This window comes from Microvirga subterranea (assembly GCF_003350535.1).
In the GTDB taxonomy this organism is placed as follows: domain Bacteria; phylum Pseudomonadota; class Alphaproteobacteria; order Rhizobiales; family Beijerinckiaceae; genus Microvirga; species Microvirga subterranea.
On the sequence record NZ_QQBB01000002.1, the window covers coordinates 69,421 to 91,395 of the forward strand.

At 68.1% G+C, this 21,975-nt stretch carries 18 protein-coding genes; 16 read left to right on the forward strand and 2 right to left on the reverse strand.

Features of this window, described 5'->3' with window-relative positions:
* Positions 1-3 precede the first annotated feature (3 nt).
* The 11 genes from DES45_RS05040 (at position 4) to recN (ending at position 13,760) form a co-directional block, all read left to right on the forward strand.
* Positions 4-1,149, forward strand: a complete 1,146-nt coding sequence (locus DES45_RS05040; RefSeq protein ID WP_114768913.1) for an FtsW/RodA/SpoVE family cell cycle protein — start codon at positions 4-6, stop codon at positions 1,147-1,149.
* Positions 1,146-2,261, forward strand: coding sequence for an undecaprenyldiphospho-muramoylpentapeptide beta-N-acetylglucosaminyltransferase (murG, locus tag DES45_RS05045; RefSeq protein WP_114768914.1), 1,116 nt, complete (start codon positions 1,146-1,148; stop codon positions 2,259-2,261). The genes DES45_RS05040 and murG overlap by 4 nt, the downstream gene beginning before the upstream one ends.
* A complete protein-coding gene (murC, locus tag DES45_RS05050) occupies positions 2,258-3,673 on the forward strand; it encodes a UDP-N-acetylmuramate--L-alanine ligase (RefSeq protein ID WP_114768915.1) in 1,416 nt (471 codons plus the stop codon). Before murG ends, murC begins: the two co-directional genes overlap by 4 nt.
* Positions 3,673-4,593, forward strand: coding sequence for a UDP-N-acetylmuramate dehydrogenase (gene murB, locus DES45_RS05055; protein WP_173950577.1), 921 nt, complete (start codon positions 3,673-3,675; stop codon positions 4,591-4,593). The genes murC and murB overlap by 1 nt, the downstream gene beginning before the upstream one ends.
* Before the next feature lie 173 nt (positions 4,594-4,766).
* On the forward strand, positions 4,767-5,693 hold the full coding sequence (locus DES45_RS05060) for a D-alanine--D-alanine ligase (protein WP_114768916.1): 927 nt from the start codon (positions 4,767-4,769) through the stop codon (positions 5,691-5,693).
* A gap of 107 nt (positions 5,694-5,800) precedes the next feature.
* The gene (locus DES45_RS05065; protein ID WP_425374262.1) at positions 5,801-6,640 is read left to right on the forward strand and encodes a cell division protein FtsQ/DivIB; all 840 of its coding nucleotides are present in this window, start codon (positions 5,801-5,803) and stop codon (positions 6,638-6,640) included.
* Positions 6,637-7,959, forward strand: a complete 1,323-nt coding sequence (gene ftsA, locus DES45_RS05070; RefSeq protein WP_114768918.1) for a cell division protein FtsA — start codon at positions 6,637-6,639, stop codon at positions 7,957-7,959. The genes DES45_RS05065 and ftsA overlap by 4 nt, the downstream gene beginning before the upstream one ends.
* Before the next feature lie 107 nt (positions 7,960-8,066).
* Entirely contained in the window at positions 8,067-9,758 is a 1,692-nt protein-coding gene (gene ftsZ, locus DES45_RS05075; RefSeq protein WP_114768919.1) for a cell division protein FtsZ, read from the forward strand.
* Positions 9,759-10,040: 282 nt separating this feature from the next.
* Positions 10,041-10,988 carry a UDP-3-O-acyl-N-acetylglucosamine deacetylase gene (gene lpxC / locus DES45_RS05080; RefSeq protein ID WP_114768920.1) on the forward strand — a complete coding sequence of 316 codons (948 nt, stop codon included), beginning with the start codon at positions 10,041-10,043 and terminating at the stop codon, positions 10,986-10,988.
* 189 nt (positions 10,989-11,177) lie between these two features.
* Positions 11,178-12,074, forward strand: a complete 897-nt coding sequence (locus DES45_RS05085) for an outer membrane protein assembly factor BamD (RefSeq protein WP_114768921.1) — start codon at positions 11,178-11,180, stop codon at positions 12,072-12,074.
* A gap of 12 nt (positions 12,075-12,086) precedes the next feature.
* Positions 12,087-13,760, forward strand: a complete 1,674-nt coding sequence (recN, locus tag DES45_RS05090; RefSeq protein WP_114768922.1) for a DNA repair protein RecN — start codon at positions 12,087-12,089, stop codon at positions 13,758-13,760.
* A 32-nt stretch (positions 13,761-13,792) separates the two neighbouring features.
* On the opposite strand, the gene DES45_RS05095 is transcribed toward recN, so the two are convergent.
* Positions 13,793-14,305 carry a Spy/CpxP family protein refolding chaperone gene (locus DES45_RS05095; RefSeq protein ID WP_114768923.1) on the reverse strand — a complete coding sequence of 171 codons (513 nt, stop codon included), beginning with the start codon at positions 14,303-14,305 and terminating at the stop codon, positions 13,793-13,795.
* Between the two features lie 196 nt (positions 14,306-14,501).
* On the opposite strand from DES45_RS05095, the gene DES45_RS05100 reads away from it, so the two are divergent.
* From DES45_RS05100 to DES45_RS05120, 5 genes are all read left to right on the forward strand, one after another.
* Complete coding sequence (locus DES45_RS05100; protein WP_114768924.1) at positions 14,502-14,843, forward strand: hypothetical protein; 342 nt, start codon at positions 14,502-14,504, stop codon at positions 14,841-14,843.
* An 818-nt stretch (positions 14,844-15,661) separates the two neighbouring features.
* Positions 15,662-17,821: an NAD-dependent DNA ligase LigA gene (gene ligA / locus DES45_RS05105; protein ID WP_173950576.1), complete on the forward strand. Its 2,160-nt coding sequence runs from the start codon at positions 15,662-15,664 to the stop codon at positions 17,819-17,821.
* 47 nt (positions 17,822-17,868) lie between these two features.
* Positions 17,869-18,735, forward strand: a complete 867-nt coding sequence (locus DES45_RS05110; RefSeq protein WP_170151397.1) for a helix-turn-helix transcriptional regulator — start codon at positions 17,869-17,871, stop codon at positions 18,733-18,735.
* 115 nt (positions 18,736-18,850) lie between these two features.
* Positions 18,851-19,567, forward strand: coding sequence for an AzlC family ABC transporter permease (locus DES45_RS05115; RefSeq protein ID WP_245429759.1), 717 nt, complete (start codon positions 18,851-18,853; stop codon positions 19,565-19,567).
* A complete protein-coding gene (locus tag DES45_RS05120) occupies positions 19,564-19,863 on the forward strand; it encodes an AzlD family protein (protein WP_114768927.1) in 300 nt (99 codons plus the stop codon). The genes DES45_RS05115 and DES45_RS05120 overlap by 4 nt, the downstream gene beginning before the upstream one ends.
* Before the next feature lie 7 nt (positions 19,864-19,870).
* Here DES45_RS05120 and DES45_RS05125 read toward each other — a convergent pair whose 3' ends face one another.
* Positions 19,871-21,691 carry an aminopeptidase P family protein gene (locus DES45_RS05125; RefSeq protein ID WP_114768928.1) on the reverse strand — a complete coding sequence of 607 codons (1,821 nt, stop codon included), beginning with the start codon at positions 21,689-21,691 and terminating at the stop codon, positions 19,871-19,873.
* Positions 21,692-21,975: the final 284 nt, after the last annotated feature.

Sequence of the window (21,975 nt, forward strand, 5' to 3'; positions counted from 1 at the left end):
TCCATGGTGTCACGCGCGGAACGTTCGGCCTTCAGCGATTGGTGGTGGACCGTCGATCGGCTGCTGCTCGCCGCGCTCGCCATCCTGATCCTGGCAGGCCTCGTCTTCCTGATGGCGGGCGGCCCGCCGGTCGCGGAGCGCCTCGGGCTCTCGACGTTCCATTTCGTGAACCGGCAGGTGCTCTTCCTCGTCCCGGCGCTGCTGATCCTGCTGCCCGTGTCGTTCCTGTCGCTCCGGCACGTGCGACGGCTCGCGCTCTTCGTCTATGTGGTCGGCATGGTGCTCATCCTGCTGGCCTTCCAGTTCGGGCCGGAGATCAAGGGCGCGCATCGCTGGATCATGATCGGCCCGCTCGGCATCCAGCCATCCGAGTTCGTGAAGCCCGCCTTCGTGGTGCTCGCCGCCTGGGCCTTCTCCGAGGGCTCCCGGCGCAGGGACGTGCCCGGCACCCTGCTGGCGCTGCTCATCCTGCCCGCCACCATCGTGCCGCTCATCCTTCAGCCCGATTTCGGCCAGACTATGCTCATCACCATCGTGTGGTGCGGCCTGTTCTTCGTGGCGGGCCTGCACTGGTTCTGGGTCATGGGGCTCGGCGGCTTCGGCCTCGTCGGCATCGCGGCGGCCTATGAGTTCCTGCCGCACGTGCGCGCCCGTATCGAGCGCTTCCTCGACAAGGATTCCGGCGACACGTTCCAGGTCGACACGGCCATGGAATCCTTTTCCCGCGGCGGCTGGCTCGGGCGCGGCCCGGGCGAGGGCTCGGTGAAGCGCATCCTGCCCGACGCCCATACGGACTTCATCTTCGCGGTCACGGCCGAGGAGTTCGGCATCGTCGTGTGCCTCGGTCTCCTCATCCTGTTCGCGTTCATCGTGCTGCGCGGGCTCGCGCTCGCCCGGCGCAACGAGGACACCTTCTGCCGCCTCGCGGCGACGGGCCTCGTGCTCATGTTCGGCCTCCAGGCCTCGATCAACATGATGGTGAACGTGCACCTGATGCCCGCCAAGGGCATGACGCTGCCCTTCATCTCCTATGGCGGTTCGTCGCTGCTCTCGCTCGCGCTCGGCATGGGCTTCCTGGTGGCGCTCACGCGCAAGCGCCCCCGCGCCGAGATGATGGACCACTTCACGCCGGAGCGGCCGCGCGGATGAACGCCCCCCTGATCCTCCTGACGGCGGGCGGCACCGGCGGCCATCTCTTCCCGGCCGAGGCCTTGGCCAACGCCCTCAAGGCCTCCGGCGCGCGGGTGGCGCTCGCCACCGACAAGCGCGCCAACGCCTATGCGGGCTCGTTCCCGGCCGACGAGATCATCGAGATTCCCTCCGCGACCCCATCCGGGCGCTCGCCGGTCCAGATGGCGAAGGCCGCCCTCGTGCTGGCGCAAGGAACGCTCAAGGCCATCCCGGCGATCCGCCGCCTGAAGCCCGCGGTCGTGGTCGGCTTCGGCGGCTACCCGACCGTGCCGCCCGTGCTGGCGGCGTCCTTCTTGAGCATCCCCACGGTCATCCACGAGGCGAACGGGGTCATGGGCCGGGCCAACCGGCTGCTCGCCCGCCGCGCCTCGCTCATCGCCACTGGCTTCGAGCAGGTGAAGGGCATCCCGGCCGGCATTCAGGCCAAGGTCGAGCAGACCGGCAACCCGATCCGCCCGGCTGTGCTGGAGGCCTCCCGCCAGCCCTACGAGGCGCTGACCGCCGACACGAAGTTCCGCCTCCTCGTCACCGGCGGCAGCCAGGGCGCCCGGGTGATGAGCGACGTGGTGCCTCCGGCGGTCGAGCTCCTGGAGCCGGAGATCCGCGCCCGGCTCGACATCTGCCAGCAGGCCCGAAGGGAGGACCTGGAGCGGGTCACGGCCCATTACGAGCGCCTCGGGGTCGATTTCGAGGCCCAGCCCTTCTTCAAGGACCTGCCGCAGCGCATCGCCCGGGCCCATCTGGTGATCGCCCGTTCCGGCGCCTCGACCGTAGCGGAACTCGCGGTGATCGGCCGCCCGTCGATCCTGGTGCCGCTGCCGGGCGCCATCGACCAGGACCAGGCCGCCAATGCCAAGACCTTGGGCGATCTCGGGGCTGCCGTGGTTCTGCCGCAACCGGACTTTACCCCTGAGCGCCTTGCGGCGGACCTTCGCGCCTTCCTGACGGAGCCCGACCGCTTGACCCGAGCCGCTGCCGCTGCACATAGCGCCAGCATCACGGATGCCGCCGAGCGCCTCGCCCGCGCGGTTCTCGCACTCGCCTCCCACAAGAACGGACAAAAATCATGAAACTCCCGCCGAAGCTTGGTCCCATTCACTTCATCGGAATCGGCGGCATCGGCATGTCGGGCATCGCCGAGGTCATGCACAACCTCGGTTACACGGTGCAGGGCTCCGATGCGGCCGACAACTACAACGTCAGGCGCCTCAACGAGAAGGGGATCAAGACCTTCATCGGCCACAGGGCCGAGAACGTGGAGGGCGCCGAGATTGTGGTCGTCTCCACCGCCATCAAGCGCGACAACCCGGAGCTGACGACCGCGCGCGAGAAGCGCCTGCCGGTCGTGCGCCGCGCCGAGATGCTGGCGGAGCTGATGCGGTTCAAGTCCTGCGTGGCGGTCGCCGGCACCCACGGCAAGACCACCACCACGTCGCTGGTGGCGACGCTTCTTGATGCGGGCGGGCTCGACCCGACGGTCATCAACGGCGGCATCATCAACGCCTACGGCACCAATGCCCGCATGGGCGACGGCCAGTGGATGGTGGTGGAGGCGGACGAGTCCGACGGCACCTTCCTGAAGCTCCCGGCGGACGTGGCGATCGTCACCAACATCGACGCCGAGCACCTCGACCATTTCGGCACCTACGACGCCATCAAGGACGCGTTCCGCTCCTTCATCGACTCCATCCCGTTCTACGGCTTCGCGGTGATGTGCATCGACCACCCGACCGTGCAGGACCTCGTGGGCCGCATCGAGGACCGGCGCATCATCACCTACGGCGAGAACCCGCAGGCCGACGTGCGCATCATGGATGTCGATCCGCGTGGCGGGCAGACCAAGTTCCGCGTCATGATCCGCGACCGTCGCCCCGGCTTCCGCCTGGAGCTCGAGGACCTCGTCCTGCCGATGCCGGGCGCGCACAACGCCCTCAACGCCACCGCGGCCATCGCGGTCGCCCACGAGCTCGGTGTCTCGCCGGACGCGATCCGCAAGGCGCTCAGCGGTTTCGGCGGCGTGAAGCGCCGCTTCACCCGCACGGGCGAGTGGAACGGCGTCACGGTGTTCGACGATTACGGCCACCATCCCATCGAGATCGCCGCGGTGCTGAAAGCCGCCCGCGCCTCCACGGAAGGCCAGGTCATCGCCGTGGTGCAGCCGCACCGCTACAGCCGCCTGTCGTCCCTGTTCGACCAGTTCTGCACCTGCTTCAACGACGCCGATGCGGTGATCGTGGCGCCGGTCTACGCGGCGGGCGAGCAGCCGATCGAAGGCGCCGATCGCGACAGCCTCGTGGCGGGCCTGAAGGCCCGCGGCCACCGCAACGCGATGGCGCTGGAGAAGTCCGAGGATCTGGCAGGGCTGATCAAGGGCATCGCGAGGCCGGGCGACTACGTGATCTGCCTCGGGGCCGGCAACATCACCCAGTGGGCCTATGCGCTGCCGGGCGAGCTCGAGGCCCTGGGCGAGAAGGCGGCCTGATGTTCGCCGATCTCACCGCCGACCTGAAGGCGCGGATGCCCGAGCTGCGGGGCAGGCTCGACGCCAATGCCCCGATGGCGCCCCTGTCCTGGTTCCGCACCGGCGGGCCGGCGCAGGTGCTGTTCGCCCCCACCGACGAGGATGATCTCGCCTATTTCCTGGCGCGCCTGGACCGGAGCATCCCGGTCCTCGTGGTCGGGCTCGGCTCGAACCTCCTCGTACGCGACGGCGGCTTCCAGGGCGTGGTGATTCGCCTCGCCAAGGGCTTTACCGACATCGCGGTCGAGCCGGGCAACCGGATCCGGGCCGGCGCGGGCGCCGCCGACGTGAAGGTGGCCCGCACCGCCGCCGAGGCGGGGATCGCCGGCCTCTCGTTCCTGCGCGGCATTCCCGGCACCATCGGCGGCGCGCTGCGCATGAACGGCGGCGCCTACGGGGGCGAGACCAAGGACGTGCTCGTGGAGGCGCGGGGCGTCACCCGCGCGGGCGAGAAGGTCTCGTACACGAACGCCCAGATGGGCTTCACCTACCGTCATGCGGGCGTACCCGAGGACGTGATCTTCACCCAGGCCCTGTTCGAGGGCCGTCCCGGCAACCCGGACGAGATCCTGGCCGAGATGAACACCATCACGGAGGCGCGCTCCTCGACCCAGCCGGTCAACACCCGCACGGGCGGCTCCACCTTCAAGAACCCGACGGGCCGGAAGGCCTGGGAGCTGGTGGACGCGGCGGGCTGCCGGGGCCTGCGGGTTGGCGACGCCCAGGTGTCGGAGATGCACTGCAACTTCCTGATCAACCACGGATCGGCCTCTGCGGCCGACATCGAGGGGCTGGGGGAAGAGGTCCGCCGCCGGGTGCGGGAGCATTCGGGCGTCGAGCTCGAATGGGAAATCAAGCGCGTCGGCCTGTCTCTAGGTTAAAGCATCGGACCCAAAAGTGGAATTGCACTTTTGGGACAAATCCGATGCTTCTCTCTGAATGAGAGCATCGTTCTTGCGGAAAACCGGAGCCACTTTTCCGCACGATGCTCTAACCCGAATCATATGTCCGACCCCGGTCCGGCCCGGCCGGCGGGGCGTTGAGGGAGCACATCATGGCCGCCAAGCACGTTGCCATTCTTTTGGGCGGCTGGTCCGCGGAGCGCGAGGTGAGCCTGGCCTCCGGCAAGGCCTGCTGCAAGGCCCTGGAAGAGCAGGGCTATAAGGTCACTCCCATCGACGTGCAGCCGGACATCGCCACCGTGCTCCAGGCCGTGAACCCGGACGTGGTGTTCAACGCCCTCCACGGCCGCGTGGGCGAGGACGGGACCATCCAGGGCCTCCTGGAAATCCTGAGGATTCCCTACACCCATTCGGGCGTGCTGGCCTCGGCGCTCGCCATGCAGAAGGACAGGGCCAAGGTCGTCATGGCGGCGGCCGGGGTGCCGGTGCCGAAGGGCATAGTCGTTAACCGTTCGGACGCGGCCAAGAGCCACGTTCTGCCGGCTCCCTACGTCATCAAGCCCGTCAACGAGGGCTCCTCGGTCGGCGTCATCATCGTGCGCGAGGACCGATCCCACCCGCCCCAGGAGCTGCTTCGGGACGACTGGGCCTTCGGTGAAAAAGTCCTTGTCGAATCATATGTTGCGGGCCGTGAGCTGACCTGCGCGGTCATGGGCGATCGGGCGCTCGGCGTCATCGACATCCGCCCCGCCACCGGGGTCTTCTACGATTACGACGCAAAGTACGCCAAGGGTGGGTCCATTCACGTCCTGCCGGCAGAAATTAAACCGAATATTTACCAAAAGGTCCAAGAGTTGGCGTTAACGGCGCATCAAGCGCTCGGCTGTCGGGGAATCAGCCGCGCCGACTTAAGGTACGACGACACGCCCGGAGGAACCGGGGAGCTCGTCGTTCTCGAGGTCAACACGCAACCCGGCATGACCGAGACAAGCTTGGTGCCAGAACTGGCAGCCCACGCGGGCTTTACGTTTGGCGAGCTTGTGCAATGGATGGTGGAGGACGCTACCTGCAACCGATGACGGCCTACCGGGCCGACGCTGCGGTTGCGCGTGCTGCTGCCTTCGAGCCCCGGAGGCCCAGCTCTTCCCGTTTCACCTTTCTCAAACCTTTCCGTTCCTCGCGCGGCGTGCGCCGCCGCTCCGCCGTCGTTCCGCTGGAGCGTCGCCTGCCGCGTTTTCTCGGAACGGGCCTCGCCCTCGGGTTCTTCGGCGCCGTGATCTTCACGGGCCTCCTGCAGGGAGGGCATCTCGACGATTTCGTCCGCACCCATGGCGAGCCCCATCACGCCCTTGCGCGGGCGGTGGGCCTCGGCCTCGACCAGGTGACGATCTCCGGCATCACGCAGGTCCGCGAGAACGAGGTGCTGGCGGCCGGCGGCCTTCACGACAAGCTCTCGCTCGCCTTCATCGACGTGAACGAGGTGCGCGAGCGTCTCGAGCGCGTGCCGATGATCAAGACGGCGGCAGTGCGCAAGCTCTACCCGAACGAGCTCGTGATCACGCTCACCGAGCGTGAGCCGCATGCGATCTGGCAGAACAAGGGCGAGCTCTTCGTGGTCGCCTCCGACGGCACGGTGATCGACCTGATGCAGGACGAGAGCCTCGTGAATCTCCCGCTCGTGGTGGGCGAGGGCGCGAACCTGCGCAACAAGGACTATATGGCGCTGCTGCAGGCCGCCGGTCCCCTGAAGGACCGGATCCGCGCCGGGATGCTCGTCTCCGGGCGACGCTGGAATCTCAAGATGGACAACGGCATGGACGTGCGCCTGCCGGAGCTCGGGGCCGCCGATGCGGTGGCCCGGCTCGTCAAGCTCGAACGGGAACAGAAGATCCTGGAGAAGGATGTGCTGGCGATCGACCTGCGCATGCCCGACCGGATCGTCGTTCGTCTCACGGAAGAAGCGGCGTCGGCGAGGGCCGAATCGCTCAAGAAGAAGCCAATGCGCGGCAAGGGGGTTGATACATGAGTGTCTCAGGTCATGGTTTGACGCCACGCCTGAAGCCGCTGTCCGCGCGCAAGGGCGCCATCCTGTCGGTTCTCGACATCGGCACCAGCAAGGTGGTCTGCATCGTCGCGGAGCTGAAGCCGGTCGACGAGATCGAGTCGCTGCGGGGGCGCACGCATCTCGCGCGCATTCTCGGCATCGGCCATCAGCGCTCCGTCGGCCTCAAGGGCGGCGTGATCGTCGATCTGGAAGCGGCGGAATCGGCGATCCGCCAGGCGGTCCACGCGGCCGAGCGGATGGCGAAGGTCGAGATCCAGTCGGTGATCGTGAACCTCACCGGCGGGCGCCTCAGCTCCGAGCATTTCGAGGCGCATGTGCCGGTGCGCGGCGCGGTCGGGCAGGGCGACGTCCATCGCGTGCTCGACATCGCGAGCAACTACGACATGCGGCGCGGACGCACCGTTCTCCACGCGCTGCCGACCGGCTACTCGCTCGATGCGCAGAATCACATCGTCGACCCGACCGGCATGATCGGCGAGCGTCTCGGCGTCGATCTCCACGTGGTCACCTCGGAGGCGGCCGCCGCGCGCAACCTGATGCTGGCGGTCGAGCGCTGCCACCTCGGCGTCGAGGCGGTCATCGCCACTCCTTATGCGGCGGGCCTGTCGGCCCTCGTCGACGACGAGGCGGAGATGGGCTGCGCGGTCGTCGACATGGGCGGCGGCACGACGAGCGTCGGCATCTTCTCGAACGGGCACCTGGTGCACTCCGATGCGATCGCGGTCGGCGGCCATCACGTCACCATGGACATCGCCCGCGGCCTCACCACGCGGGTGTCCGCGGCGGAGCGGCTCAAGACCCTTTACGGCTCGGCGATCGCGTCGAGCGCGGACGACCGCGACATGATCGCGGTGCCGCAGGTGGACGAGGACGAGCGTGACGTCCCCAACCACCTCCCGAAATCCCACCTCGTGCGCATCATCAAGCCGCGCGTCGAGGAGGTTCTCGAACTCGTGCGCGACCGATTGAAAGGCGCGGGCTTCGCGGCCCAGGCCGGGCGGCGCGTGGTGCTGACGGGCGGCGCGAGCCAGCTCGTCGGCCTGCCGGAAACGGCGCGGCGCATCCTGCAGGGGCAGGTCCGGGTCGGGCGTCCGCTCGGCATCAAGGGCCTTCCCGAAGCCGCGAAGGGCCCGGCCTTCTCCGCTGTGGTCGGCCTGCTGGTCTACCCGCAGGTGGCGCATATCGAGTACTTCGAGCCGCGTTCGAGCGGCATGTTCCAGAGTACGGGAACCGACGGCTACATCTCCCGTGTGGGCCGTTGGATTCGCGAGAGTTTCTAATTGCGTAAGGCGATGGCGCGGCGGTCATCGCTTCAGAGTACCCAAGTTCAACCAAGTACAAGCGTCCGCCAAGCGCTCGCGAAACAAGGCCAAAGAGGCAACAGGTCATGGCAATCAATCTGCATGCTCCGGACATCCGGGAACTCAAGCCGCACATCACCGTCTTCGGCGTGGGCGGCGCTGGCGGCAACGCTGTGAACAACATGATCGAGTCCGGACTGGAGGGCGTCGAGTTCGTGGTGTCGAACACCGACGCGCAGGCCCTGGCCTCGTCCCGCGCCCAGCGGGTGATCCAGATGGGCGTGCAGGTGACCGAGGGCCTCGGCGCCGGTTCCCAGCCCGAAGTGGGCCGTGCGGCGGCCGAGGAGGTGATCGACGAGATCCGCGATCAGCTCGCCGGCTCCCACATGTGCTTCATCACCGCCGGCATGGGCGGCGGCACCGGCACAGGCGCGGCTCCGGTCGTGGCCCGCGCGGCCCGCGAGCTCGGCATCCTGACGGTCGGCGTGGTCACCAAGCCGTTCCAGTTCGAGGGCATCCGGCGCATGCGCCTCGCGGAGGCCGGCATCACCGAGCTGCAGCAGTCGGTCGATACGCTCATCGTCATCCCGAACCAGAACCTCTTCCGCGTCGCCACCGAGAAGACCACCTTCGCGGACGCCTTCGCGATGGCCGACCAGGTGCTCTATTCGGGCGTCGCCTGCATCACCGACCTGATGGTGAAGGAAGGTCTCATCAACCTCGACTTCGCCGACGTGCGCTCCGTCATGCGCGGCATGGGCAAGGCCATGATGGGCACGGGCGAGGCCTCCGGCGAGAAGCGCGCGATCCGCGCCGCCGAAGCCGCCATCGCCAACCCGCTCCTCGACGAGGTGTCGATGAAGGGCGCCCGCGGCCTGCTGATCTCGATCACGGGCGGCAACGACCTGACCCTCTACGAACTGGACGAGGCGGCGACCCGCATCCGCGAGGAAGTCGATCAGGACGCCAACATCATCCTCGGCGCGACCTTCGACGAGAGCCTGGAAGGCATCATCCGCGTCTCCGTCGTGGCGACCGGCATCGACCAGATCGCGGCGGGAAACGCCACTGACATCGCCTCGACCGAGCAGCGGATCTCGGAAGTGGCCGAGCGTCTGCGGGCCGAGGCGCGCGCCCGGGTGACCCAGACCCAGACCACGCCGACCTTTCGCGCCACCGCTCCGGCGGAACCCGTGAAGGCTGCCGAAATCGCCCCGGCCCCGGTCGCCCAGGCTCCGGCCTACGCTCCGGTCGAGCCGGCCCCGCAGCCCGTCGTCCGCGAGGACGTTGTGCTCACCCCGGCCCAGCCGAAGCCGGTTTACGAGGCTCCGGTCGCGGCCCAGCCCGCCTACCATGAGGAGCCCGCCGCTCAGTCCTCGTTCATTCCGCCGCAGGCGGAGCGGGCCATGCGCCCCGCCCGGATGCCGCGAATCGACGAGTTGCCGATGCCGGTCCAGAACCAGATCCGCGCCAGCCGCGGCGAGGAGCCGGCTCCCGAGGCCAAGCGCATGTCGCTGATCCAGCGCCTCGCCACGGTCGGCTTCGGCCGCCGCGACGAGGCTCCGGCCGAGCCGGTCGCCCAGCGTCCGGCTCAGCCCGAGGCGCCCCGGCAGCAGATGTCGCCGGTGCACGCGGAATACGCCAAGCGTCAGGCCGCTCCCCAGGGCTACCGCCCGACTCAGGGGCAGCTCGACCCGCAGGGCCGCGTGACGCCGCAGCGGACCGCGGAGGACGACCAGCTGGAGATTCCCGCCTTCCTGCGCCGTCAGGCTAATTAACCTAGCGTAACGGGTTGTCACAAAAGCCCCCGGCCGCCCCGCGGCCGGGGGATTAACTTTTTATAAACCTTTTTGATTTCAAGGGCTTGCCAATGGCCCAGATTGTTACAGACCGTAAGAAAGCGTGATTTGGCCTCGCCTTCGGACAGGACTATGTTGCCGTCAGTTAAGAAGGCAGGTTTTCAAGGGGACCTGCTGAATCCTTAAAAAACAACAGCGGACGTCAATCATCTTCAGGCAGTGCCCTCTGCCCGAGGCTGTGGCGTACGAGGTCCGAAGATAATGAAACAAAATCAGCAAACCACGCTTCGCGCAGCCGTCACCCTCCTCGGAATCGGGGTTCATTCGGGGGACGAGGTGAAGATGATCCTTCATCCGGCTGAGGCGAACCACGGGGTTGCTTTTCTTCGGACGGGACTTCCCGGGGGACACGACCGCCTGATCGACGCCCGTCATCTGGCGGTGACCGCCACCGAGCTCTGCACGGTCATCGGCGACCGGGAGAGCGGCGCGGTGGCGACGATCGAGCACCTGATGGCGGCCCTGGCCGGTCTCGGCGTGGACAACGTCCTCGTCGAGATCGACGGCCCCGAGGTTCCGATCCTCGACGGCAGCTCGGCTCCCTTCATCGACGCGATCGACCAGGTCGGCATCGTGATGCAGAGCGCCGGCCGCCGCTACCTCAAGGTGCTCAAGCCCGTCCGCGTCACGCAGGGCCGCGGCTTCGCCGAGCTCGTCCCGAATGAGCGCGCCTTCCGCCTCGACGTCGAGATCGACTTCCCGACCCCGGTGATCGGCCGCCAGCGCAAGGCGATCGACCTGTCGCCGTCGGTCTTCCGCCGCGACATCTCCCGCGCCCGCACCTTCGGCTTCATGCGCGACGTGGAGAAGCTCTGGAGCGCCGGCTTCGCTCTCGGCGCCTCGCTCGAGAACACCGTCGCCATCGGCGAGGACGGGATCATGAACCCGGAAGGCCTGCGCTACGCCGACGAGTTCGTGCGCCACAAGATTCTCGACGCGGTGGGCGACCTTTCGCTGGCCGGCCTTCCGCTGCTCGGCACCTACCGGTCCTATTGCGGTGGCCACCGCCTGAACTTCTCGGTTCTCGAGGCCCTGTTCTCGAGCCGGTCGAACTACACCATCGTCGAGGCCGGGCCGCGTCGAGAGACGGGCTATGCCGAGCTCGGCAACGGCATCGCCATGCCGGCCTTCGCGCCGGAAGTGCACTGATACGCCGCACGGCGGCCCATGCACCCGGGCCGGGCGCCCTTTGGCCGCATCGACCGATCGCGAGTCCCTCCGCATCCGTTGGGTAAAGCCTGTCGGATGGGGGTTGGCTCTTTGCTCGCGTATAGGTTAAAGAACCTGCGGTGCATCGTCTAAAAACATCGGGCACGATTTTTCGGAGGACCGCGAAGCATGCCTTTCGCGAAGGTTTATTCGGGTTTGACGGGCGTGGCGGGTCGCGCGCTCCTCATCGGCGCGTGCGGGTTCGTCCTCGCGGGCTGCGACACCCTTTCGTCGATCAATCCGTTCGATAAGAGCGAAACCTACAAGCCCGAAATCGTGGCCGCGGCTCCGGCGGAGGAGCTCTACAACGACGGTCTCGCCCGCATCCAGAAGCGGGATTTCGAGGGCGCCGCCAAGAAGTTCAGCGCGCTCGACAAGCAGTATCCGTATTCCGAGTGGTCGCGCAAAGGCATGATCATGGAGGCCTACGCCAACTACGAGGGCGGCCTCTACGAGGAGGCCATCACGGCCTCGAAGCGCTACCTGCAGCAGCATCCGAACACCTCGGACGCCGCCTATGCGCAGTACCTGCTCGCCTCGTCCTACTACGATCAAATTCCGGACATCACCCGCGACCAGGAGAAGTCCGAGCGCGCCATCCTGGCCCTCCAGGAGCTGGTGGAGCGCTATCCCCGTTCGGAATACGTGTCGGACGCGAAGAAGAAGATCCAGGTCGCGAGCGACCAGCTCGCCGGCAAGGAGCTCGAGGTCGGCCGCTTCTACCTCCAGAAGCGCAACTATGCCGGCGCCATCAACCGCTTCCGGAACGTCGTTTCGCGCTACCAGACGACCCGCCACGTCGAGGAGGCGCTCGAGCGTCTCACCGAGGCCTACATGGCCATGGGCGTCGTCAGCGAGGCGCAGACGGCCGCGGCGGTCCTCGGTCACAACTTCCCTGACAGTCCTTGGTACAAGGACGCCTACAACCTGCTGGCCAAGGGCGGCGTCGAGCCGCGCGAGGATTCCGGCTCGTGGATCAGCAAGGCGTTCCGTGGTGTCCCGCAGGTCGGTCAGCGCACGGGGTAAGCCTCATCATCCATGCTGATCCAGCTGGCGATTCGCGACATCGTCCTCATCGACAAGCTCGAGCTTCATTTCCGTGAGGGCCTCAGCGTCCTCACCGGCGAGACCGGAGCCGGCAAGTCGATCCTTCTCGATGCTTTTGCATTGGCTCTGGGCGGGCGAGGCGATGGAAGCCTCGTCAGGCACGGGGAAACGCAAGGCCAGGTGACGGCCGTCTTCGACTGTCCCCTGGATCATCCCGCCCGAAAAGTTGCGGCTGAGGCCGATATCGACACCGATGGCGACCTGATCCTCCGCCGCGTGCAGGTGGCGGACGGGCGCACGCGCGCCTTCGTCAACGACCAGCCGGTGAGCGTCCAGGTGCTGAAAAGCATCGGCGCGGCCCTGGTCGAGATCCACGGCCAGCACGACGACCGCGCCCTCGTCGACCCGGTCACCCACCGGGCGATTCTCGATGCCTTCGGGGGCCTCGGTGGTGAGGTCCAGGCCGTGGGCGAGGCCGCCCGCCGGGTCAAGGACGCGCGCCACGAGCTGCACGAGCATCGCAAGCGGATCGACAAGGCCCGCCAGGAATCCGACTTCCTGCGCCACGCGGTAGAGGAGCTGGACAAGCTCGCGCCGAAGCCCGGCGAGGAGGAGTCCCTGGCCGAGCGCCGCATCGTCATGATGCAGTCCGAAAAGGTTGCCCAGGACCTCAACGAGGCCTTCGAGGCGGTGGCGGGCAATTCCTCCCCCGTGCCGGAGCTCTCCGCCGCCGTGCGCAAGCTCGAGCGCCGGGGCGCCCAGGCGCCGGCTCTCGTGGAGCCCAGCGTGAAGGCGCTGGACGCGGCTCTCGTCGCCATCGACGAGGCCCGCGCGGCCCTGGAGGAGGCGATCCGGGCCACGGAATACGACCCGCGCGAGCTGGAGCAGACCGAGGAGCGCCTCTTCGCGCTCCGCGCCGCTGCCCGCAAATACGACGTGCCGGCCGACGAGCTCGCGGCCCTGCGCCAGCGCTTCATCGAGGACGTGGCGGCGATCGACGCCGGCGAGGAGAAGCTCTCCGCGCTCGAGGCGTCCCTGAAGGAGGCCGACAAGGCCTACCTCGCTGCCGCCAAGGCCCTCTCGGCGGGTCGGAAGAAGGCCGCCCAGGCCCTCGATGCCGCCGTCCAGGCGGAGCTGCCGCCCCTGAAGCTGGAGCGCGCCCGCTTCATCACCGACATCCAGACCGACGAGACCAGCCGCGATCCCGGCGGGTTCGAGCGGGTCGAGTTCTGGGCCCAGACCAATCCGGGCACCCGCGCCGGGCCGCTGATGAAGGTGGCGTCGGGCGGCGAGCTCTCCCGCTTCATGCTGGCCCTCAAGGTGGTGCTGGCCGACAAGGGCTCCGCCCCGACCCTGGTCTTCGACGAGATCGACACCGGCGTCGGCGGCGCGGTGGCGGACGCCATCGGCCAGCGCCTCGCGCGCCTGGCGCAGCGGGTCCAGGTCATGGCCGTCACGCACGCCCCGCAGGTGGCGGCGCGGGCCGAGAGCCACTTCCTCATCGCCAAGGAGGGCGTGAAGGGCTCCGACCGGGTCGCCACGCGGGTGATCCCGCTGGAGGCCACGCCGCGGCGCGAGGAGATCGCCCGCATGCTCGCGGGCGCCACCATCACCGAGGAAGCCCGCGCGGCGGCCGCAAGGCTCCTGGAAGCCGCCGCGCATTGAGGTAAGGCTGCGGGCGGCCCCGCAGCCCCGCATCAGAACGCGAACTCGTCCTCGTCGTCCGTCTCCATCCGCCGGGCCTCGGCCATGTCCCTGATCCGCTCGGCCGCCCGCACGGTGAGGAGCTCCAGGCGCGTCTTCTGGTCGGGCGTCAGGGTCTGGAAGAGCGGCTGCCAGGCGGTCGCGAGCTTCTTCAGGTTGGCGGCCCGCTCCGACATGACCTCGGCGCGGTCCTGATAGAATTTCGAGGGATCGAACGGGCCGGGCTGCTGGCTCATCGCCTGCTCGAACTTGGCGAGGCGGTCGTAGCGCCACTCCGCTCTGGCGCGGATCGCCTCCTCGACGGGCGGCCAGAGCTTCTCCTGCTCCGGCGTGAGCTGCAGCGCGATCTTGACGGCGCCCACCCGGGCATCGGTCAGGATCTTGAACTCCGTGCGGTTCAGCATCGGCGGTTCGTGCTGGGCGGCGCCGGAGGTCCCCTGGGCGTAAGCCACCGGGGCGCCGAGGATGAACAGGGCCGTCATCGCGCCAATCGTCCGTTTGAGCATCTCAAGCCTCCTGCATGTCTGGACATCGTGAGCCTAGGTGCCCGAACCCCGCGGCGCTTGACACTTTGCGACGAAGTTCGTGCCGATTGGGACAGGCCTGCTTCGGGCGGGGCTCCGATGGAACCGCCGAGCCTGGTCCTCGCTTGAATCCGTAGCCTTTCTTCGAAGGAATGGTCTGCGGATCAGGAGGTGGATCGTGCCGCTGACACAAGCTCCCATCGTCGAGTGGCCCCCGGAGCTTCGGCACCTGCTGGACGGAGCCAGCATCGCCGCCAACGCCGAGGGCCGGCGCTATTGCCGCCTCGACGTCGACGTGGACGACGAGACCCTGCTGCTCATCCATGAATTCGAGGCGCGGGTCAGGCACCGCCAGGTCCGGCTCAGGCCGCACAGCGAGACCGAATGCGTCGTGGGCGAGATGAACCCGGTCATCGGCCTCGGTGCCCCGGCCGACCCGACCCGCCACATCGGCCGGATCCGCATCAGCTTCCACGACATCCAGGGCGACGACTGCATCGACCGTCCCTCCAGGGGATAAGGTGGTCGGCGTCAGTCTGGACGCAAACTGTCGTCATTCCGGGGCCGCGCAGCGGAGCCCGGAACCCAGAGCCGATGACGGTGCAGAACGCGGTGGGACGCTTCTCGCTTCACCTTGAAACGCTGGTGGTTATGGGTTCCGGGCCCGGCCTGCGGCCGTCCCGGAATGACGGCAGAGAAGACGTGTTCCCTCTTTGTTCTTGACAGTCGGCCCAAGCTTGGCTATATCGTTGCCGTTCGCTCTCGCGAGGGACGCGCCCGAGGCGTCGGTCGAAGGAGAGCGGATGCGGTTCGGATCGCCGGCGGCCTCGCACCCCGCCGGCATCGGGAAACCTGAGCGGGAGACGAGGTAGGCGGGCCTGATCGGGCAGGGCCGTCTTCATCCTCTCCTCAGCCTCGCCCGCACCGGAGGCCTGACACCTCTCCGGGGCTGCGCGACAGGCGCCGTAAGGCCGATGGGGACAGCTGTGGAGTCCCGCCACATCGGCCGGAGCGCGAGGCCGGGCTCCTTCACACGCACCGCGCGCGGGACGGCTTGCGCCTCCCGTCTCCGGGCGGCCCCGCCCCCGAATACCTTTGCGCGCTCCGCTGCGGATCGCGGAAGGCAGCAGTCGTCCCGCGCTTCCCTCTCTCACGAGACAAGCCAGGACCAGCCCAAAACCCTTCGCGCCACATGGCGCGAAGCCGAGCCCGCGTGCCCGGAGATTAACCGGCTCTTTCATGCCGACCGCGCAGAATACCGTGAACCGATCGTCCGCCACCCCTGGAGAGTCCCGGTCCGGGCGCTATGGTTCAAGCGACCTCAAACCCGATTCGATCATGTCCGCGAAAAAAGCCCCTCACGAAACGTCCGTCGACCAGCTGAGCGCCCAGGAAGCCCGTGCCGAGCACGAGGCGCTTGGTGCGGAAATCGCCGAGCACGACAGGCGCTACTACGAGGAGGACGCGCCGACCGTCACGGACGCGGAATACGATGCCCTGCGCCTGCGCTACGAGGCGCTCGAGGAGCGCTTTCCGGAACTGAAGACGGCCGAGAGCCGGACCCAGAAGGTGGGCTCGCGGGCGTCAGAGAAGTTCTCGAAGGTCCGCCACCGGGTGCCGATGCTCTCGCTCGCCAACGGCTTCGCGGACGAGGACGTGGAGGAGTTCGTCGAGCGCATCCGCCGCTTCCTGCAGCTCAAGGGCGAGACGCCGCTCGTCTTCACGGCGGAGCCCAAGATCGACGGGCTCTCCCTGAGCCTGCGCTACGAGAAGGGCCGGCTCGTCACCGCCGCGACCCGCGGCGACGGCGCGGTGGGCGAGGACGTGACGGCCAATGCCCGCACGGTCGGCGACATCCCGCAGAAGCTCAAAGGTTCGCACGTGCCGGAGGTGTTCGAGGTGCGCGGCGAGGTCTATCTCTCGCACGCGGATTTCGCCGCCATCAACGCGCGCCAGGAGGCGGCCGGCAAGCCGCTCTTCGCCAATCCGCGCAACGCCGCGGCGGGCAGCCTGCGCCAGCTCGATCCGGCCATCACCGCGTCGCGCCCCTTGTGCTTCTTCGCCTATGCCTGGGGCGAGGTCAGCGAGATGCCGGCCGACACGCAGTTCGGCATGATGGAGGTCCTGCGCGGCTTCGGCTTCACGGTGAACAAGCTCACGCGCCGCGTGTCGAGCGTCGCCGAGATGCTGGAGCACTACCACGCCATCGAGACCGACCGGGCCAATCTCGGCTACGACATCGACGGCGTCGTCTACAAGGTCGACGACCTGAACCTCCAGCAGCGACTCGGCTTCGTGTCGCGTTCGCCGCGCTGGGCGCTGGCGCACAAGTTCCCGGCCCAGCGCGCCGTGACGGTGCTGGAGGACATCGAGATCAATGTGGGCCGCACCGGCTCGCTCAACCCGATCGCGAAGCTCAAGCCCGTGACCGTGGGCGGCGTCGTGGTGTCGAACGCGACGCTTCATAACGAGGACTACATCCGCGGCATCGGCGGCAACGGCGAGAAGATCCGGGGCGGCGTCGACATCCGCATCGGCGACACGGTGGTGGTGCAGCGCGCCGGCGACGTGATCCCGAAGGTGCTCGACGTGGTGCTGGAAAAGCGCCCGGCGGATGCCAAGCCCTACGAGTTTCCGACCACCTGTCCCGCCTGCGGCAGCCATGCGGTGCGCGAGGTCAACCCGCGCACCGGCAAGGAGGATGCGGTGCGCCGCTGCACCGGCGGCCTGATCTGCCCGGCGCAGGCGCGCGAGCGCCTCAAGCATTTCGTATCGCGCAACGCCTTCGACATCGAGGGAATGGGCGAGCAGCGCATCGAGGAGTTCTACGCGGAGGGACTGGTCCAGCGCCCGCAGGACATCTTCACGCTCCAAGCCCGCAACGAGCGCAGCCTCAAGCGACTGGAGAACCGGGAAGGGTGGGGCGCGACCAGCGCCAGGAACCTGTTCGACGCCATCGAGGCGCGCCGCAGCATCGCGCTGAACCGCTTCATCTTTGCGCTCGGCATCCCGCATGTGGGCGAAACCTCGGCGCGCCTGCTCGCGCGCCATTTCGGCACCTTCGATTCCCTGCGCGAGACCGCGAAGGCTGCGGCCGATCCGGGGTCGGAGGCCCATGCGGAGCTCACCTCCATCGGGGGCATCGGGCCGGTGGTGGCGGAGGCGATCATCGAGTTCTTCAAGGAGGAGCACAACGAGGAGATGCTCGACGCGCTCCTCGCCCAGGTGACGACGGTGCCGGTCGAGACGGTGGCGGCCGCCCATTCGCCGGTCGCCGGCAAGACCGTGGTCTTCACCGGCTCGCTGGAGCAGATGACCCGTGAGGAGGCCAAGGCCATGGCCGAGCGGCTCGGCGCCAAGGTGGCCGGATCCGTGTCGAAGAAGACCGACATCGTCGTGGCCGGACCGGGCGCGGGCTCCAAGCTCGCCAAGGCCAAGGAGTTCGACGTGCAGGTCATGGACGAGGACGGCTGGTTCGCCCTCGTGGGCCGCGGGTGAGACTCCTGTGCAAGACGGCTCGTCCCTGATGTGCCATGATGGCGGCCATGAGCCTGGTGAGCCCTGAGCTGTCCCTCGATCCCGACCAGCGGGATGCGGGCGACGTGACCCATTTCTGGCGGGTGCCGCGGCACCACGGCCTCGACTGCCTGCGCGCCACCTTCCGCCGCCACGCCTATGCCCGGCACACCCACGAGACCTATGCGGTGGCGGCTATTCTCTCGGGCTGCGAGACGTTCTTCCACCGGGGCGAGCAGCATTATGCCGGTCCCGGCGCGGTCGCGGTCGTGTGCCCCGACGAGATCCACGACGGCGAGCCCTATGGCGGCGGCTTCGAGTATCGGACGTTCTATCCCTCGCCCGAGCTGATGCAGGAGATCGCCGAGGACGTGGCCGGACGGCCGCTCTCCCGGCCGCCCTGGTTCCGGCACTCGGTGATGCACGATCCGGAGCTCGCCCTGGCCCATGCCGAGCTTCATGTCTGCCTGTGCCGGGACGACAGCTGGGCCTCCGAGATGGAGCAGGACACGCGGCTCGTCGACTATCTTGCCCGTCTCATCGCCCGCTGGGCCGATCTCGACGGTCTGCCGCGGGTGCGGGGCTGCTCGAAGGGGATCGCCCGGGTCCGCGACTACCTCGATACTCATCTCGGCCAGGAGGCGGAGCTGGCGGAACTCGCCCGCATCGCCGGCCTGTCCCGCAGCCACTTCATCCGCGCCTTCCGCAAGGAAACAGGCCTGACGCCCCACGCCTATCTGCTCGACCGGCGCTTCCGCGCCGCGGGCCGCCTCCTCGGGCAGGGGGAGTCGCCGGGGGACGTGGCGGCGGCCTGCGGGTTCTTCGACCAGAGCCACCTCAACCGGGTCTTCAAGGCCCGCATGGGCGTCACCCCCGGCATCTTCCGGGCCGCGTAGCGCATCGTTCGCAAAAAGTGGATCCGGTTTTCCGTACCAAACGATGCGCTCTCCCGAGAAAGCACTTTCATCCAAGACGCCGCGCCGCCGTTTCGGCATAAGGCCGCAAACGGACATGACCATGGACCAAATCAATCCCTATCGAACCGAGTTGGGCCGCGAGGCGCGGGCGGGCCTGCGCGACATCGCGCCGGCCGCCATCGCGGCGATCCCCATCGGCCTCCTCTTCGGCGCGGTCGCGGCCGGCAAAGGCATGACGACGGCGGAGGTCACGCTGATGTCGACCCTCGTCTTCGCGGGCGGGGCGCAGTTCGCCGCCATCGAGACCTGGATCCACCCGGCTCCCATCCTGACGCTCGCCTTCGCGACCTTCCTCATCAACGTCCGCCACGTGCTGATGGGGGCCTCCCTCTCGCCCAAGATGAAGCTGTCGCGGACGCAGGAGCTCCTGGCCTATTTCTTCCTGACCGACGAATCCTGGGCGCTGGCCGAGCGGCGCGCCCTCGACCGTCCGGTGACGGGCGCCTACTGGGCCGCCATGGCGGGCATGCTGTTCGCCAACTGGGTGGTCTCGACGACCCTCGGGGCTGTCCTCGGCTCCTTCCTGGGCGATCCGGCGCGGCTCGGGGCGGATTTCGCCTTCACGGCCCTGTTCATCGGCCTCATCGCGGGCTTCGGCCGCAGCCGCGTGACCCTGGTCACGGTCGGCACCAGCGCGGCCGTGGCGGCCCTCGTCCACCATTTCATCGGCGCCCCCTGGCATGTGGCCTGCGGTGCGATCGCCGGCATCGCGGCCGCCTACTTGGCGGCCCCGAAGGAGGCAAGGGCATGAGCGTGGACACGACGACCCTCTTGGCGATCCTCGCCATGGCGGCGGTGACCTACATCACCCGGATCGCTGGCCTGTTCGTGGCCGACCGGCTCGTGCTCACGGGCCGCGCCAAGGCGGCGTTCGACGCCATCCCGCCGGCGGTGCTCGTTGCCGTCATCGCCCCGACGGCGCTCACCACCGGCTGGGCCGAGGCCATCGCGGCCGCGATCACGGCCATCGCGGCGTTCCGCCTGCCGCTCCTCGCGACGGTGGCGGTCGGTGTGGCGTCGGTGGTGCTGCTGCGGGGCGTGATCTGACGGAGATTTAACCGATCGGCCGCGTCGCCTGCTCCAGCCAGGCCCGCGTCTCGGGGGCGAGCTCGGCCGCGAGCCTCTCCCGCACCTTCGCGTGGTAATCGTCGAGCCAGGCGATCTCGTCTGCCGTCATGATCGACGGCTCGACGAGACGCAGGTCGATGGGCGAGAAGGTGAGGGTCTCGAAGCCGAGCATCTCCCGGTCGCCGCCCGGGATCGTGCGGCCCTCCACCAGGATCAGGTTCTCGATGCGAATGCCGTAGGCGCCCGGCTTGTAGTAGCCGGGCTCGTTGGACAGCATCATGCCGATCTCGAGCGGCGTCGTGCCGGTCTTGGCGATGCGCTGCGGCCCCTCGTGCACCGACAGATAGCTGCCGATCCCGTGTCCCGTGCCGTGATCGAAGTCGAGGCCCGCCTCCCACAGGGGCTTGCGGGCGAAGCTGTCGATCTGCGCGCCGGTCGTGCCCTTCGGGAACACCGCGCGGGCGATGGCGATGTGGCCCTGGAGCACCCGGGTGAAGCGGTCCTTCATCTCAGGCGTGGGCTCGCCCACCACGACGGTGCGGGTGATGTCGGTGGTGCCGTCCTCGTATTGCGCGCCGGAATCGATCAGGAAGATCTGGTTGATCTCGATCGGCCGGTTGCTGGAGCTCGTCACCCGGTAATGGGGCAGGGCGGCGTTGGGGCCGGCGCCCGAGATGCTCGGGAACGAGATGTTCTTGAGCGCCCCGGTCTCGATGCGGAAAGCCTCCAGCGCCTCGACAGCGTCGATCTCGGTGAGCTTGCCTTTCGGAGCCTCCCGGTCGAGCCAGGTGAGGAAGCGGGCGACCGCGATGCCGTCCCGGTGATGGGCGGTCCGTGAGCCGGCGATCTCGGCTTTGTTCTTGACCGCCTTCATGAGGGAGATCGGATCGGCCCCCACATCGACCTTGCCGCCCGCGCCCTCGATGCGCCGGATCAGGGCGACGGAGCCCGTGGCGGAATCGATCCGGACCTTGCGGCCGCTTTCCCCGAGTTCCTCGAGGGCGGCCTGGAAGCCGCTGATCGGCACGAACTCCGCGAGGTCGCCGACCGCGTCGCCGGCCTCGTTGGTGATCTTAGCCGGGTCGAAGAATAGGCGGGCCGGACCCTCGCAGGGGATGATCGCGTAACCTAGCGGCAGGGGCGTATGGCCCACGTCGCCGCCGCGGAGGTTGAACGACCAGGCGAGGTTGTGCGGGTCCGAGATCACGAGCGCGTCGACCTTGGCCTCGGTCATCTTCTTGCGGATGCGCTCCAACTTCGACGGAGCATCCTCGCCCGCATACTGGCCCGGATGCGGCCGCACCGGCGCCTGCGGCAGGGCGGGGCGGTCAACCCAGATCACGTCGACGAGATTGATGTCGACCGGGGCGAGGCTGCCGCCGGCGCGGGTCACGGCCTGCTCCAGCCGCTTCAGGCCGTCGCTGGTGTGGAGCCATGGGTCATAAGCCAGCGTGGTGCCGGCGGGCAGGTGCGTCGCGATCCAGTCCTCGGCGGAGGTCTCGGCCATCTGAACGGGCGTGATCACGGACGTGTCGACCTGCTCGGCGGCCTGGACCGTGTAGCGTCCGTCGACCACGAGAGCTGCCTCCCTCTGCAGGATGACCGCCGTGCCGGCCGATCCGGTGAAGCCCGTCAGCCAGGCGAGGCGCTCCGCGCTCTTCGGCACGTACTCGCCCTGGTGCTCGTCGGCGCGGGGAACGATGAAGCCCTCGTAGCCGCGGCGCGCCAGCTCGGCGCGCAGCTTCGCGATGCGGTCGGGGCCTTGGGACGGGGAGGTGGAGTCGTCGAAGGTCTGAAAGCGGGCCATGCCATAAACCGGTGGTGGGATCCTTGAGGCGCGACACGCTAGGCCTGCCGCGCCCAAGCTGCAACCGTCCTGCCGTCACCGGAGATGCATGGCCAAGCTACAATCTGCATAGCATCTATGCGCTGCCTGCCTAAAAGTTAACGCTCAGGCCTTGTGCGCTGCAATACGAGCATAGCTCGCATGACAAAATACCCACTCCAAAAATAGGTCAGGGCGACTTACCTTATTGGTAACGATAAAACGAGGAACGCTGAAGGGACATCACGCCAACTCGTTGGAGATGT